Annotated in this window: 14 protein-coding genes; 10 read left to right on the top strand and 4 right to left on the bottom strand. The window is 59.8% G+C overall.

The genetic code is table 11. The features are described 5' to 3' along the window. The first annotated feature begins 35 nt into the window (after window positions 1–35). From NKH43_RS31490 to NKH43_RS31500, 3 genes are read left to right on the top strand one after another with little or no spacing between them, the layout of a single operon-like run. Window positions 36–770: a sensor histidine kinase gene (locus NKH43_RS31490; protein ID WP_023716997.1), complete on the top strand. Its 735-nt coding sequence runs from the start codon at window positions 36–38 to the stop codon at window positions 768–770. A 54-nt stretch (window positions 771–824) separates the two neighbouring features. Continuing rightward, window positions 825–1,106 carry a GNAT family N-acetyltransferase gene (locus tag NKH43_RS31495; protein WP_352483845.1) on the top strand — a complete coding sequence of 94 codons (282 nt, stop codon included), beginning with the start codon at window positions 825–827 and terminating at the stop codon, window positions 1,104–1,106. Window positions 1,107–1,147: 41 nt separating this feature from the next. Further along, window positions 1,148–1,579, top strand: a complete 432-nt coding sequence (locus tag NKH43_RS31500; protein WP_023716999.1) for a DUF1810 domain-containing protein — start codon at window positions 1,148–1,150, stop codon at window positions 1,577–1,579. Window positions 1,580–1,645: 66 nt separating this feature from the next. On the opposite strand, the gene NKH43_RS31505 is transcribed toward NKH43_RS31500, so the two are convergent. From NKH43_RS31505 to petA, 4 genes are read right to left on the bottom strand one after another with little or no spacing between them, the layout of a single operon-like run. Next, window positions 1,646–2,557, bottom strand: a complete 912-nt coding sequence (locus NKH43_RS31505; protein WP_023717000.1) for a pirin family protein — start codon at window positions 2,555–2,557, stop codon at window positions 1,646–1,648. 26 nt (window positions 2,558–2,583) lie between these two features. After that, window positions 2,584–4,101, bottom strand: a complete 1,518-nt coding sequence (locus NKH43_RS31510) for a mechanosensitive ion channel family protein (protein ID WP_352861456.1) — start codon at window positions 4,099–4,101, stop codon at window positions 2,584–2,586. A gap of 23 nt (window positions 4,102–4,124) precedes the next feature. Beyond that, window positions 4,125–5,420 (bottom strand): cytochrome b, encoded by a 1,296-nt coding sequence (locus NKH43_RS31515; protein WP_352483846.1) that lies wholly within the window; start codon window positions 5,418–5,420, stop codon window positions 4,125–4,127. 16 nt (window positions 5,421–5,436) lie between these two features. Then, window positions 5,437–5,913 carry a ubiquinol-cytochrome c reductase iron-sulfur subunit gene (petA, locus tag NKH43_RS31520; protein WP_031193388.1) on the bottom strand — a complete coding sequence of 159 codons (477 nt, stop codon included), beginning with the start codon at window positions 5,911–5,913 and terminating at the stop codon, window positions 5,437–5,439. 459 nt (window positions 5,914–6,372) lie between these two features. Between petA and NKH43_RS31525 the strand changes: the two genes are divergently transcribed. The 7 genes from NKH43_RS31525 (at window position 6,373) to NKH43_RS31555 (ending at window position 14,123) form a co-directional block, all read left to right on the top strand. Further along, window positions 6,373–6,957, top strand: coding sequence for a glutathione binding-like protein (locus NKH43_RS31525; protein ID WP_023717005.1), 585 nt, complete (start codon window positions 6,373–6,375; stop codon window positions 6,955–6,957). 339 nt (window positions 6,958–7,296) lie between these two features. Then, entirely contained in the window at window positions 7,297–8,352 is a 1,056-nt protein-coding gene (locus tag NKH43_RS31530) for an alpha/beta fold hydrolase (RefSeq protein WP_352861458.1), read from the top strand. Window positions 8,353–8,539: 187 nt separating this feature from the next. Then, window positions 8,540–9,712 carry a galactonate dehydratase gene (gene dgoD, locus NKH43_RS31535; protein WP_023717007.1) on the top strand — a complete coding sequence of 391 codons (1,173 nt, stop codon included), beginning with the start codon at window positions 8,540–8,542 and terminating at the stop codon, window positions 9,710–9,712. A 5-nt stretch (window positions 9,713–9,717) separates the two neighbouring features. Further along, window positions 9,718–10,494 (top strand): SDR family oxidoreductase, encoded by a 777-nt coding sequence (locus NKH43_RS31540; protein ID WP_352589065.1) that lies wholly within the window; start codon window positions 9,718–9,720, stop codon window positions 10,492–10,494. A gap of 32 nt (window positions 10,495–10,526) precedes the next feature. Then, window positions 10,527–11,510, top strand: coding sequence for a substrate-binding domain-containing protein (locus NKH43_RS31545; protein ID WP_023717009.1), 984 nt, complete (start codon window positions 10,527–10,529; stop codon window positions 11,508–11,510). A gap of 94 nt (window positions 11,511–11,604) precedes the next feature. Next, window positions 11,605–13,125 carry a sugar ABC transporter ATP-binding protein gene (locus NKH43_RS31550; RefSeq protein ID WP_352861460.1) on the top strand — a complete coding sequence of 507 codons (1,521 nt, stop codon included), beginning with the start codon at window positions 11,605–11,607 and terminating at the stop codon, window positions 13,123–13,125. After that, complete coding sequence (locus NKH43_RS31555; RefSeq protein ID WP_023717011.1) at window positions 13,122–14,123, top strand: ABC transporter permease; 1,002 nt, start codon at window positions 13,122–13,124, stop codon at window positions 14,121–14,123. Before NKH43_RS31550 ends, NKH43_RS31555 begins: the two co-directional genes overlap by 4 nt.

Below are 14,123 nucleotides of genomic sequence, written 5' to 3' on the forward strand. Positions count from 1 at the left end.
CAAATAGGTGTCGGCTGAGCCAACGGGGTAATGAAATGTTTCGTCCGGACATAAAAGAAGATGTCTTCGACAGCCCATCCGATGGTCCTGGAAGTGGTATGTCCGTGCAAATGTCGACGGCCGGCATCGTCCATGACCTGGGCAATCTCATTCAGGTCGCCTCGTCGGCGTTGAACCACCTGGCCCGCGATCCGAGCATCCAAGCGGCTCCGGCGCTTGGGCCTGTAGTTGCCGGCGCCAAAACGGCTTTGGAACGGGCTGGTGGCCTTGTCCGGCAAACCATCAGCCTGGCCCGAGAGAGCCCCGCGGAAATCGAATACACAAACGTAGGTGCTTGCCTGGCTGAGATCGAAACCCTCGTGCGGAGCGCCTTGGATGCCAATTTCGGTCTTGAGCTTCGGGTTGGATCGGACCTGCCTTTGGTGAGATGCGATCGCCTTGGATTGCAAAATGCGGTTCTGAATCTTCTGTTCAACGCGCGCGATGCAATGCCTGACGGCGGCTTCATCTCGATCGATGCCGGCTTGGCCTCTGAAAGCTCTACCGCCGGTCAGGTAGATATCCGTGTCGCGGACAGCGGTATCGGGATGACCAGCGAGACGATGGTCTGCGCCTTCGATCCGTTCTTCACCACCAAAAGCGAAGGCCTCGGCGGCGTCGGTTTGCCGATGGTGAAGCGCTTTGCCGAGCAGTCAGGCGGAAGCATCGATATTCAGAGCACACTTGGGGCAGGCACGACCGTCACTCTGCGGTTGCCTGCGGTGCGATAGCGGCCGGCCAATCTCCCTCCGGTGACAAACGTGACATACAATCGAGAGATAAAGATGGATGCACAAGTCGTTGAAAACGTCGAACAGGACCGTTTCGAGCTGCCGATCGCCGGCGATATGTTTGCGGCGGCCTACTATCGGCTCGAGGGCGGGAAGGTCGCGCTGATACACACCGAAGTCCCGTCGGAATTTTCCGGACAAGGGATCGCGTCGCGATTGGCGCAGGGCACCTTCGAGCTGCTCCGCAAAACCGGCCGTAAAGCGATCTTGAAATGTCCCTTCATGAGCCGCTTTTTCGCCAAGCACCCGGACTATGCAGATGTCGTCGACGGCTAGTCAGGGCACGAATGTTGAGGGTTTCCCAGGGATCTATCCTAATGCACGACGAGTATGATTTGCAGAGGTTCGTCAGCGCACAGGATCCGGTCTACGACGACGCGCTGGCTATTCTCCGTCAAGGAATGATGTGCACTCCCTATATGGAGTTCATCTTCCCAAGGTTGGCCACCAGGCGAAGCGGTACTGCGCCTGAGCCATATTCAATCACATCGCTCGACGAAGCCAGCGCTTATCTCTCATTTCCGATCCTAGGAGGCCGTTATCGGGAATGTGTTGGCACACTGCAGCGGCTCTCCGGCCTAAGCGCTCGCGCTGTCTTCGGTGAGGTTGATGCGAAGAAGTTGCACGCGTCCCTCACGCTGTTTTCCGAAGCAAGCAACGACGAGTTCCTGCTCGAGACAATCTTCGACGTCTGGTTCGACGGTTTGCTCGACGAGGAAACGATGAACGATCTCTACTTGATATCGTAGTGGTCTGCCTACGCCACCGGCGTAAAGCTGTCGCGGCGCTGAGGTCACCATCCGCTGCCTTATCCCTCACACGCTGCGATCTGGCAGAGGCATGAACTCGTGGTCTCCCGGCACGCCGGAGAAGCGGCGTTCGCGCCAATCCGCCTTTGCCTGCTCGATCCGTTCGGCTGAAGAGGAGACGAAGTTCCAATAGATATGACGTGGCTCGGAAAAGGGCTCGCCTCCTATCAGCATCAGCCTCGCCGCATGGAAGGCAGGCGCCTGGAGCACAATCTCAGCGCCGGGCGCCAGAGCTATCAATTCGGCCTCATGAAACGTCCCGAACTGGCCGACAATTCCAACCTCACCGGCGACGATGTAGATTGCACGCTCACGGTGTTCGGGTTTCACCTGGTATCGCGCACCGCTCGTGAGCACAATTTCGGCATAGACCATGTCGGAGAACGTCCTTACCGGCGAGACCAACCCGTCAGACGCGCCGGCGATCAACGTAAGCTCGACGCCGTCGGCACAGATCCTGGGTATTTCGGGAGCGCCAAAATGTGCGACGTCGGCGGCAATTTCTTCATAGCGGGAGGGGAGGGCGATCCAAGCCTGAGCGCCGAAGAGATTGCTTCCCGACGCCCGGACTTCCGGTGGCGTGCGCTCGGAATGGACGATGCCCGACCCGGCCGTCATCCAGTTGACCTCGCCAGGACGGATGGTCTGCACTTTACCGAAATTGTCGCGGTGGACGATCTCGCCGTCGATCAGGTAGGTCACGGCCGCAACGCCGATATGCGGATGCGGTCCCATATCGAAACCGTGACCTGCGTCGAATATAGCGGGGCCGAAATGGTCGAACAGGATGAAGGGCCCGATCATCAGGCGATTCGAGGAGGGCAATACGCGCCTTATCTTCAGTCCGTCGGCAAAATCACGGATAGCCGGCTGGATGATTGTATCGATGCCTGTGATATCGCTTTGGCGGATGGTCATGGATCTCTGTCCTTCTGCATGCCTTGTCAGCCAGGTGCTCGAACGCGCTTGAACGGAGCGGCGCGAAAGACTGTCTGAATGGCTTTGAGGAGCGCGAATTTGGAGCTCGCGTGGTTCTGTCCGGCGATGCCGCTTTCATTAAGAGCCGACACCCTCTTCGACAGGATCGCCGCAAGATCTTCAGCCATTTCGGGCCTTTCGTGCAGCAGCGGCGCAAAGCTTTCCTGGTCTATCTCGTAAACCTCGACGGGGGTCATTGCCCGCAAACTCGACATCTCGCCAATGCCGGCGAGCAAGCCGGTCTCGCCGAAGAAATCGCCGGGTGCAAGCCGGCCGATCTCCTGCAGGTGAGCATCGTCCTCGCCAATTTGCCGGACGATAACTCCCGTCCGTACGATCATGAGCGACGGCAGCATCTCTCCCCGTCGTGCGATGATCTCGCCCTTATGGTAGGTGCGAACCGAGGCCGCTGCGGCGAGCGACTCCTGCTCGGTATCCGTTAGCGCCGAGAATACCGGTATGGACCTGATGAGTTCGATCGGGGTGAAGCTTTGGGAGGCTGCCTTCTCGTCGCTCAGCCGGTTGGTCATGGCATTCGAAGCCGAAAGTGGCTCCGCCAGCAGCATGCCGGTCGACTTTGAATGGCGATAAATGAGATCGAAGATTTCGTTCCGAGCGGCACTTCGCTGGTCAAGATTTGCGACGCGAAAAAACAACTCGATCTCGATAGCTGCCGCATCCAGGCTTCTGATTGTGACCAAAGGCGAAGGGTCCTGGAGGATTGAATTGCAGCTCAGCAAGACGGTGCGCATGAGGTCTACGATGATCGCCGGCGTCTTCGTTGGCGCCATCTTGACGGTTACGGCAAGTCCATGGCTCTCGTCCGGACCGCTTAGATTTGTTACCCCGATCTTGGCGAGAAGGCTGTTCGGAAGCGCGACGACATTGTGGGTCGGGGTCAGGAGTTGGGTCGACCGCCAGTTGGTCTCGACAACGCGGCCTTCGGTTCCGTCGCTCAGAATGATCCAGTTTCCAAGTACGTAAGGGCGGCCGAGGTTAAGCGCGATCCCCGAAAATACGTCACCGAGCGTATTCTGGAGCGCCAGTCCCAGGATGACGGCAAACACGCCGGACGTGGCAATGAGCGTTCCGACCGGCACCGCAAAGACGAACGCCAGGATCGACAGGAACATTCCAGCATAGACGATACCGACCACGACGTCCTGCAGGAGACGTGCCTCGCGCGGCTTTCGCTCAAAAACGAGATAGATACGGACAAATCCGATTAGCGCCCAGGCAAGGTGAACCCACCAGAGCAGCTTGACCGAGCCCATGAGGATCGCTCCTCCGGTTGTCTCGTTGTCCCCTGCGGCCTCGTATGGCACGACGCGCAGGTCGAGAACCATGGCCGACATCGCGAGGAAAAAGCTGAGTTGGACGACCAGCTTCGCATTGGCGAAGCGTCTGGGGATGAGGGTCCAAACGACGATCCCGGCGAGGCCGAGCAACACGATGTAGACCAGAGGAGAGTTCCACCAGTTCATGAACGATCACCGCCATTCACAGTTCAATGTTTGGCCTCCGGCCCGGCGATCGGGCCTCGGCCGCTGGCCTTGTCTTTTTCGAGAACTGCTTCGGTGATCGAATTCGGCAGCCGTCGCGGCTTTTCGATCAGCCCGAGCACCGGCATGGCGATGACGAAGAACGCAAAATAGTAAAGCGTCGCCAGTTGGGACATGACGACGTAGGCGCCTTCCGCCGGTCGGGAGCCGAGCCAGCCGAGAAAGAGGGCATTGGCAACGAACAGCCAGAAGAGCACCCTGTACCAGGGGCGGTAGACCGCCGAGCGCACCTTCGAGGTGTCGAGCCACGGCACCAGGAACAGCACCGCGATCGAGCCGAACATCGCGAGCACGCCGCCGAGCTTGGAATCGATCGGCCCGATATTGAAGGTGATGGCCCGCAGGATCGCGTAAAACGGCAAGAAATACCATTCCGGCACGATGTGGGCCGGCGTCTTCAGCGGATTGGCGATCGTGTTGTTGTCGGGATGGCCGAGATAGTTCGGCAGGTAGAAGACGAAATAGGCGAAGAAGAACAGGAACACGAGGATGCCGAAGGCATCTTTGACGGTGGCATAGGGCGTGAAGTCCACGACATCGGTTTTCGATTTGACCTCGATGCCGGTCGGATTGTTCTGGCCGACGACGTGAAGCGCCCAGATATGCAAGGTCACCACGCCCGCAAGCACAAATGGCAGCAGGTAATGCAGCGCAAAGAAGCGGTTCAGCGTCGGATTGTCGACCGCGAACCCGCCGAGCAAAAGCTGCTGGAGCCAGTCGCCGATCAGTGGGACGGCCGTGAAGAAGTTGGTGATGACAGTAGCGCCCCAGAACGACATCTGTCCCCAAGGCAGCACGTAGCCCATGAAGGCCGTCGCCATCATCAGCAGGAGATTGGTGCAACCGAGCACCCACAGCAGCTCACGCGGCGCCTTGTAGGAACCATAGTAGAGCCCGCGGCAGATGTGGATGTAGACGGCAATGAAGAAGAACGACGCGCCGTTGGAATGGAGATAGCGCAGCAACCAGCCCGAATTCACGTCGCGCATGATCTCCTCGACTGAATTGAAGGCCAGTCCCGTATCAGGAGCGTAATGCATGGCCAGCACGATGCCGGTCAGGATCTGTGAAACCAGCATGATCGTGAGAATGCCGCCGAACGTATAGGCATAGTTCAGGTTGCGCGGCACCGGATAGACGATGAAGCTGTCGTGCACCAGCCGCGGCAGCGGCAGGCGGGCATCGAACCAACGTGCGATTCTGGTTTTGGGCGTATAGGTCGAGTGTTTGTCGCCGCTCATCGAAATGCCCCCTGCCTCAACCAATGCGGATCTTGGTGTCGGAAACGAACTGGAACACCGGTACCGCCATGTTCTCGGGTGCCGGACCTTTGCGGATGCGGCCGGCGGTGTCGTATTGTGAACCGTGGCACGGACAGAACCAGCCATCGAAGTCGCCTTCCTGACCATGCGGGATGCAGCCGAGATGGGTGCAGACCTGGACCATCACCACCCAGGCTTCCTTGCCCGGCATAGTTCGGTTAGCGTCGGTTGCCGGCGCGTCGACCGGCAGGTTGGCGTTGCGGGCGATTGGATCCTTGAGCTCGGCGAGACTGACTGACTGGCCGTCCTTCATCTCTTGCTCAGTGCGGTTGCGCACGACCACCGGATTGCCGTGCCAGTCGACGATCAGCGACGTTCCTGGCCTCAGCGAGGAGACGTCGACCTCGATCGCGTCGGGCGCTTCGACGTGCAATGTGTGCTCGGCTGTGGAGGTTTCGGAAAGGTCGGCCATGATGGCGACTCCTATGTTGGAAGCTGCGTCATCGCGTTGGTGGCAATCGAGCAAAAGCAGGCCACAGCTTTCGCCTTCCAGTCTGCTCATGCCGCGCGGAATATGCCGGCCGTGGCCGGGTGTGAGCCATCGTGCCAACGGCGCGTGCGTCCAATACTTTCGTTTATGATTTCCTGAGCGAAGGACTGGCCGGGCTGGCGATGACGCCGTCATGGAAGGTTCTGAATGCCTCCAGGTAACCGTTGGCCACTGAGCTGAGATACCGTCCGGCATTGCGCACGGCGATCCCGAACTTCAGCCCGATCATACCTCGGCACAGGCATGCCTAGCTGTCGGTGTCGTAGTCGTCGTCCCCGCCAAGTGCGAGTTTTTGGAGCAGTTGTCTCGCGTGGCGCTGGGCAGGTTTTCGCCCGGCGACGACCAATTGCGGAACTCAATCGGGGTCAGAAAGGGAAAACGGTGAAACTCTACTACAGCCCTCTCGCCTGTAGCCTGGCGGATCACATCGCATTGGAAGAGGCCGGTGTTTCCTTCGAGCGCGAAAGCGTGAACCTCAAAACCAAACGAACGAGCTCCGGGGATGATTTCACCACCGTCACGCGCAAGGGCTATGTTCCAGCCCTCGTGCTGGATAGCGGCGAAGCGCTGACGGAAAATATCGCAGTCCTCGACTGGATTGCGTCACAATACCCGGCACTGGGAGTGGCGGGGCCGTTGGGCCGTACCCGCGTTCTCGAAGCGCTGGCCTACGTCTCAACTGAAATACACCGAAGCTTCAAGCCGATGTGGCACCAAAGCAGCGATGCCGAAAAGGCCAAGGCGAGCGCGGCGATTACGAGCCAACTCGAGTTCGTCGCTGACGGGCTCGAGACCGACTATCTGTTCGGCGACAAACCCAGCGTGGCGGATTTTTATCTTTTCGTGATGCTGCTTTGGGCGGCCCGCTTCCACGTCCCTGTTCCCGCGCCTTTGCAAGCGCTTCGCGCCCGAATGGCTGCGCGACCGGCCGTGCGCATCGCAATGGATCGTGAGGGCCTCGTCTAAAAGCCGAGGGTGGCTCCGAGCATAAGATCAGACGCAATATATCCTCTCACCCCTACAAAGATCAGGAGTCATTCTCATGCTGCCGTTTCTGCGGATGCTACATCCAGCCGCTTCCAAGCGCGGGGACGGCCTACGTCTCGAATTTCTCAGGAGGGAAATCGAGGAAACGCTGGACCTTACCGGCATCCGGTCAGAATTCGCCGCACTGCCTCCTGGCCGAGCGGTTACAATCCTGGATTCGTCGCAGTCACCGTCGGAATAGGCGCAATATTTCCTGTCGGCCGATACGGCGGCGGGTTCTGGTCGCTCCCGCTTGTTGGTCATCATAGAGGCTTCATCATGAATGCGAATAAAGCTCCCGAGACGGTCGATCATCGCCGCCGACGCATTGTTGGTGCAACGGCAATGACGTTCGCCGCCACCGAACTCGGCTTGAACGCACCGGCAGCCACTTGGACGGTCGAGGCGAAGGCATCCGCGATGCAACCCAGGCAGAAATCATTCGGCTCGCTCAGCCAGGTCAATGCCGGAAAGCTGAGCGTCGGATATGCGGAGCTAGGGCCCGCCGAAGGTGCCCCAGTGATCCTGCTTCATGGCTGGCCTTATGACATTCACACTTACACCGACGTCGCTCGCCTGCTTGCCGCAAAGGGGTACCGCGTGATTGTGCCCTACCTGCGCGGCTACGGCACTACGCGATTTTTGTCGGACGAGACGATGCGCAATGGCCAGCAGTCGGCGCTCGCCGCGGATGCGATCGCGCTGATGGATGCGCTGGGGATCGAAAAGGCCACGATCGCCGGCTGCGACTGGGGCGCCCGAACGGCCAATGTCGTTGCCGCGCTCTGGCCGGAGCGTTGCAAGGCGATCGTCTCGGTGAGCGGCTATCTAATCGGAAATCGGCAGGTCGGCGTGGTGCCGCTGCCACCGGAGGTGGAGCTTCAATGGTGGTATCAGTATTACTTCGCCACGGATCGCGGCCGCGCCGGCTACGAGAAATACACGCGCGATTTCGCCAAACTCATCTGGAAACTCGCTTCGCCGCAGTGGAATTTCGACGATGACACCTTCCAGCGCAGCGCCGCAGCCCTGGACAACCCGGATCACGTCAGCATCGTCATTCACAATTACCGCTGGAGGCTCGGCCTGGCACATGGCGAGCCGGAATATGACGTTCTGGAAAACCGGCTGGCCGAAGCTCCCGTGATCACAGTGCCGACCATTACCCTTGAGGGTGATGCCAATGGTGCACCCCATCCCGACAGCAGTTCCTACGCCAAGAAATTCTCGGGCAGATACACGCACCGGATCATCATCGGCGGTATCGGCCACAACTTGCCTCAAGAAGCCCCGCAAGCCTTTGCCCAGGCTGTCATCGACGTCAGCGAATACTGATCAGGCAAGCTGAGTGAGCTGCTGATGCCTGCGCTGGATGGGTGGCGAGGACATGATGGTTGCGCATTTGCGCTGAACGTCGAGGCGAGGCGCTGGTCCACATCGATGTTGCGCTTGACTCGTTCATATTATCCGTAATAAATCATACATATTGCCTCGAAAAAAGACGGCAGGTCTGGGAGGACCAATGAAAATCACGGCCATCAAGGCGCGCGTCTGCAATGCGGAAATGCGCAACTGGGTCTTCGTTCGCGTCGAAACCGACGAGCCCGGGCTGTTTGGCTGGGGTGAGGCAACGCTGGAATGGAAGACCCGAGCCGTCGTTGGGGCGCTTCAGGACCTTGAGGCCCTGCTCATCGGGCAAGATCCGCGCAATGTGGAGCAGTGCTACCAGATACTTACGCGGCACGGCTTTTGGCGTCTTGGCGTCGAGGGAATGTCCGCCGTCAGCGGCATCGAGATCGCGCTCTGGGACATATTGGGCAAGTCGTTGGGCGTCCCCGTCTGGCGCCTTTTGGGCGGTCGGGTCCGCGACTATCTGCGCACCTATACGCATCTCGGCCTCGGGGACATGAAGGCGGTCTATGAGACCGGATCCGCGGATGCCATCGTGGAACGCGGACGCATCGTGACGCAAGCAGGCTACGATGCGGTCAAGGTCGTCTGCATTCCCTACACCCACTACGTGTCTCCTGCGAAGGCAGTCGATTCTGTTGCCAACATGGTTGGCTCACTTCGCGAGGCGGTAGGCCCGGATATCGACATCATGGTTGATTTCCACGGACGCCCTGCATCGGTTAACGCGGCGATGGATTACCTCAAGGCAATCGAGCCGGCCCGCATCATGTTCGCGGAAGAGCCCGTGCCGCCCGAAGATGTTGCCGGACTGGCGCATATCACGGCGCGATCGGCCGTGCCGATCGCGTCCGGCGAACGGCTGATCGGGCGCCGCGAATTCACGCACTCGATCGCAGCCCGCGCCTTCAACATTGCCCAGCCGGATATTTGCCACACTGGCGGTCTGCTCGAGACAAAGAAGATCGCGGCCATGGCGGAAACCGCAGGCATCGGCCTTGCGCCGCACAACCCGCTCGGTCCGATCGCCGGTGTGGCTGCTCTTCATTTCGGCATATCGACCCCAAACGTTGTCATTCAGGAGGAGATGTCCGGTGCCGTCGCCTGGTACGACGATGTCGTTACCTGGCCAATTCGGCGCAAGCCAGGCCGCTGGGATCTGCCCGAACTGCCGGGCCTTGGCGTCACCGTCAAGGAGGACGTTATCGCGCGCCACCCCTTCAAGCAGGAAGTGCTGCATGCCCGCAACGCCGTCATGCCGGACGGCACCGTGGTCGACTGGTGAATGCAATGGCAGGCCGGCTGCAAGGAAAGATCGCAATCGTCACAGGCGCCGGCCAAGGCATCGGTGCCGCCACCGCCCGGGCTTTTGCGATGCATGGGGCAAAGACCGTCATTGCCGAACTGAATGCGGCAAGCGGCAAAGCGATCGCCGACGAACTGCGTGTCGGAGGCGCCGACGTATCGTTCGTCGAGACGGATGTCACGGACGCATCCGCGGTCGCGGACATGGTCGCCCGCACGATCACGAGCTATGGCGGCGTCGACGTTCTCGTCAACAATGCCGGTGCCAACGTCTTCTACGAACCACTGGCGATGCCGGATGAGGAATGGGACCGCTGTCTCAAGCTAGACCTCCAGGCCGCATGGTTCTGCGCCAAGGCAGTCTTGCCGACGATGCTGGCGAAGGGCTCGGGGTCTATCGTCAACATAGCGAGCTGTCACGCGTTCCAGATCATTCCCCGTACATTCCCGTATCCGGTCGCCAAGCATGCACTTTTGGGCCTGACCCGTTCGCTGGCCATCGAATATGCCGCGCGCGGTATCCGGGTGAACGCGATCGCCCCCGGCTATATCGAGACGCCGATCGCGGAAGCCTACTGGAACACATTCCCGAACCCCGCCGAGGAGAAGCGGCGAGCCTACGACCTTCATCCGCCCAAGCGCATTGGCCGGCCGGACGAGGTTGCAATGACGGCGGTTTTCCTCGCTTCGGACGAAGCGCCGTTCATAAATGCCGAGACGATCACCATCGATGGTGGGCGCTCGGTTCTCTACCACGACTAGCAACGACCATCGAGCTCTCAGGGAGGATCTTCATGAAAACCACAACAAAGGCTTTGGCGACATTTGCGGTACTGGCTGCCGGACTGATGAGTGGCGCAGCAAGCGCAGACGACATCAAGATCGGCTACATCAACAAGATGGGAGACCATCCATGGTTTGTCGCCGAAGTCGGCGGCGCCAAGAAAGCGGCCGAGGCGGCAGGGGCTGCGTTCGTGTCGCAGGACGTTCAGTTCGACGCCAATTTGACGATCACGACCTTCGATACGATGGTCGGCGATGGCGTAAAAGGCATCGCCATTGTCGTCCCCGACAAGGCGCTGGGACCGGTCATCGCCGAGAAAGCAAAGGCCGCAAAAATTCCCTTGGTGGCGGTCGACGACGACATCTACTACGAGGACGGCACTCAGGTCCCCTATGTCGGCATGAATGCCTACAACATCGGTGCGCGGGTGGGCGAAGAGCTTGCCAAGCTCTACAAGGCCGACGGCTGGGCGGGTAAAGAGGTGCGCATCGCGTCGATCGAGGACCGCAAAGCGGATACCTGCATGCAGCGCAACAAGGGCGCGGAAGAAGCATTCCTGAAGGCGGTGTCCGATTTCAAGCCGGGCAATATCGTTCGCGTCCCCTACGACAATACGATGGTCAACGCCATCGACGTGATGACCACCACATTGACGGCCAATCCCAGCGTCACGAACTGGATATTCTATTCATGCAACGATGATGGCGTGCTGGGTGGTGCGCGAGCCCTGGAAAACGCCGGCTATACCGCAGACCAGGGCATGGGGATCGGCATCGACGGGAGCCGCGCTTGTGACGCTTTCGGATCCGGAAAGCCCTCGGCGTTCCGTGGTACGATGTGGCTCAATTCGGAAAATCATGGCGCGCTGGCGGTGAAGATTCTCTTGGCCTCCATCAAGGACGGAACGAAGCTTCCCGTTCAGTCCTTCACGGACCCGGAATACATCACCGCCGAAAATTTTGCGTCGGACTACAAAGCCAAGCTCTGCCACTGAACCAGATATGCGTCATGCCGCAGGGCGCATGACGCTCTTTGGGCCGGCAGTTCGTCGGCAGGCACACGGGATCGATCCTCGGGAGTGAGCTTTGATGCAATCGGATTTCTTCTCGCTCGACAGGATATCGAAGCGCTTCGGCGTCGTGCAGGCGCTCGACAATGTCTCGATTGCCTTTCGGCCAGGAGAGGTGCTCGCTCTGGTTGGCGAGAATGGCGCCGGCAAATCGACAATGATGCGAATTCTCGAGGGCGTGTTCGCACCGGACACCGGCACCGTGCTGTATGGCTCCACGCCGATCGTTTTCAGCGAACCGCGCGACAGCCACAGAGCCGGAATACGCGTCATCCATCAGGAGCCGGAGATCGTTCCGAACCTGACCGTGGCCGAGAACATTTTCGTCGGCGAACTGCCACGGCTGGCAGGCGTCCTGCTCGACTGGCATAGGCTCGAGGAGCAGACCGACAAGGTGCTTGCGACCTTCGGCATGCAGCAGGATATGCGGGCGCGTCAACTCTGCAGCACGCTCGGCCCGGCACAGCGCCAGATGATCGAAATCATGCGCGCCATACGTGCTGGCGGCCAGCTGATCGCATTCGATGAGCCGACCTCGTCGCTGACCGACGACGAAGCGCGCCGTCTGTTTTCAGTAATTCGGCGGCTGCGCGAAGAGGGCACTTCGATCGTCTACATCTCTCATAGGCTGAACGAGGTCATCGACCTTGCGGATCGCATTGTCGTTTTGCGGGACGGCCGGCTGGTCGACGATTCCCGCGCGGACGGTGCCAGCGAGCAGACCATAGCCAAACTCATGGTCGGCCGTGACATCGCCGATCTGTTTACGCGCGAGACGTGGCAATCGGGGCTACCGTTGCTGGAGGTGGCGGGCTTGACCACCGACCACGTCACCGATGTGAGCCTCAAGGTCCGCCGCGGCGAGGTGCTCGGCATTGCCGGCCTTATGGGTGCGGGTCGATCCGAGCTGGCAAAGGCGATTGTCGGCTATGATCGGCGCCTCGACGGAACCATAACGATGAGCGGCGTGCCCGTTGGCCCCAACAGTCCGCATGCAGCGATCGTGGCAGGCATCGGCTTCGCCCCCGAAGACCGCAAGCACGAGGCCCTGCTGCTGTTCCGAAGCATTCTTGACAACGCCTCGCTTTGCGTGCCCGACAAGACGTCGACCTTCGGCTTCTTCAACCGGCGCAAGGCACTGGAGATCGTCTCACCGCTTGCAGCAAAGATGTCGATCAAGGCGCCCAACCTCGACGAACAGGTTTCGAAATTGTCGGGTGGCAATCAACAGAAGGTCGTTCTCGCGCGCTGGCTTGCCCGGCAGCCGATGCTTCTCATCCTCGACGAGCCGACCCGCGGCATCGACATCGGCGCCAAGGCGGAAATCTATCGCCTGATGGATGAACTCGCCGCAAGCGGTATCGGCATAATCCTGATTTCCTCGGAAATGCCCGAACTGATCGGGCTCGCCGACAGGGTGCTTGTCATGGCTGGAGGCCGGATCACGGCCGAACTTTCCCGCCCAGACATCGATGAGGCCACGATCCTGAAGCACGCCATGCCGCAATCTGTAGCATCGCTCGGAGGACAAATTCAGTGAACAGCCTTGAGCTCAGGACAGCAACAACACAAACCGGCAAAAGACGCCCTTCCTTGCGCATGGCAGAGCGCATCGGCATTCACAACATAAGCCTCCTGGTTGCTCTCGCCATTCTCGTGCTCATTTTCGGCACTCTGAGAGGCGACGTGTTCTTCTCGAGCCGAAACCTGCTGAACATCGGTCTGGGCATTACCATCCTGGGCGTCCTGGCGATGAGCCAGACCGTGGTCATCGTCGCCGGCGGGCTTGATATTGCCGTCGGCGCAATCGTCGGTCTGACCACAGTATCGACGGCAATGGCCATTCAGGCGACCGGATCGCCGGCAGCGGGCATTCTTGCCGGCCTGGTCCTGGGTGGTCTTGCCGGCCTCGTGAACGGCATCATCATCACCTACGGGCGGGTCAACGCTGTCATCGCGACTCTCGGTACGATGGCGATCTTCCGCGGCATCGCGTTCATCATATCCGATGGGCAATCGATCGCGATTTTCAGCGACACTTTCCGCTTCATTGGGATCGGACGAATCCTCGGCCTGCCTCTGCTGATCTGGATTCTTTTGCTGACCGCGATCGTGTTCCATCTCTTCCTTGCCCGCTCGATCGTTGGCCGCAACATCTATGCCCTGGGCGGCAATCCCGTTGTTGCACGCTTCTCCGGCATCAACATCAACCGCTACCGTGTCGGCATCTACATCATGAGTGGAGTGGCGGCCGGATTGGCCGGGATTCTGTTGGCTGCCCGTACCGGCTCGGGGCAGCCCGTATCCGGATCCCAAGGCCTGGAACTCGAGGCCATCACAGCGGCCGTTCTGGGTGGCTGCGCCTTGCAGGGCGGTAAGGGCACGATCGTCGGCGCACTACTGGGCGTCGCCATCATTGGTGTCCTCAACAACGGAATGATACTGACGTCCGTGCCAACCTTCTATCAGTTGCTTGCCAAGGGCTCGCTGCTGATACTTGCTGTGGTAATTGCCGAGTACCACTTGAACAGGACATGA

Source organism: Mesorhizobium sp. M1163, from assembly GCF_040318415.1.
GTDB lineage: Bacteria > Pseudomonadota > Alphaproteobacteria > Rhizobiales > Rhizobiaceae > Mesorhizobium.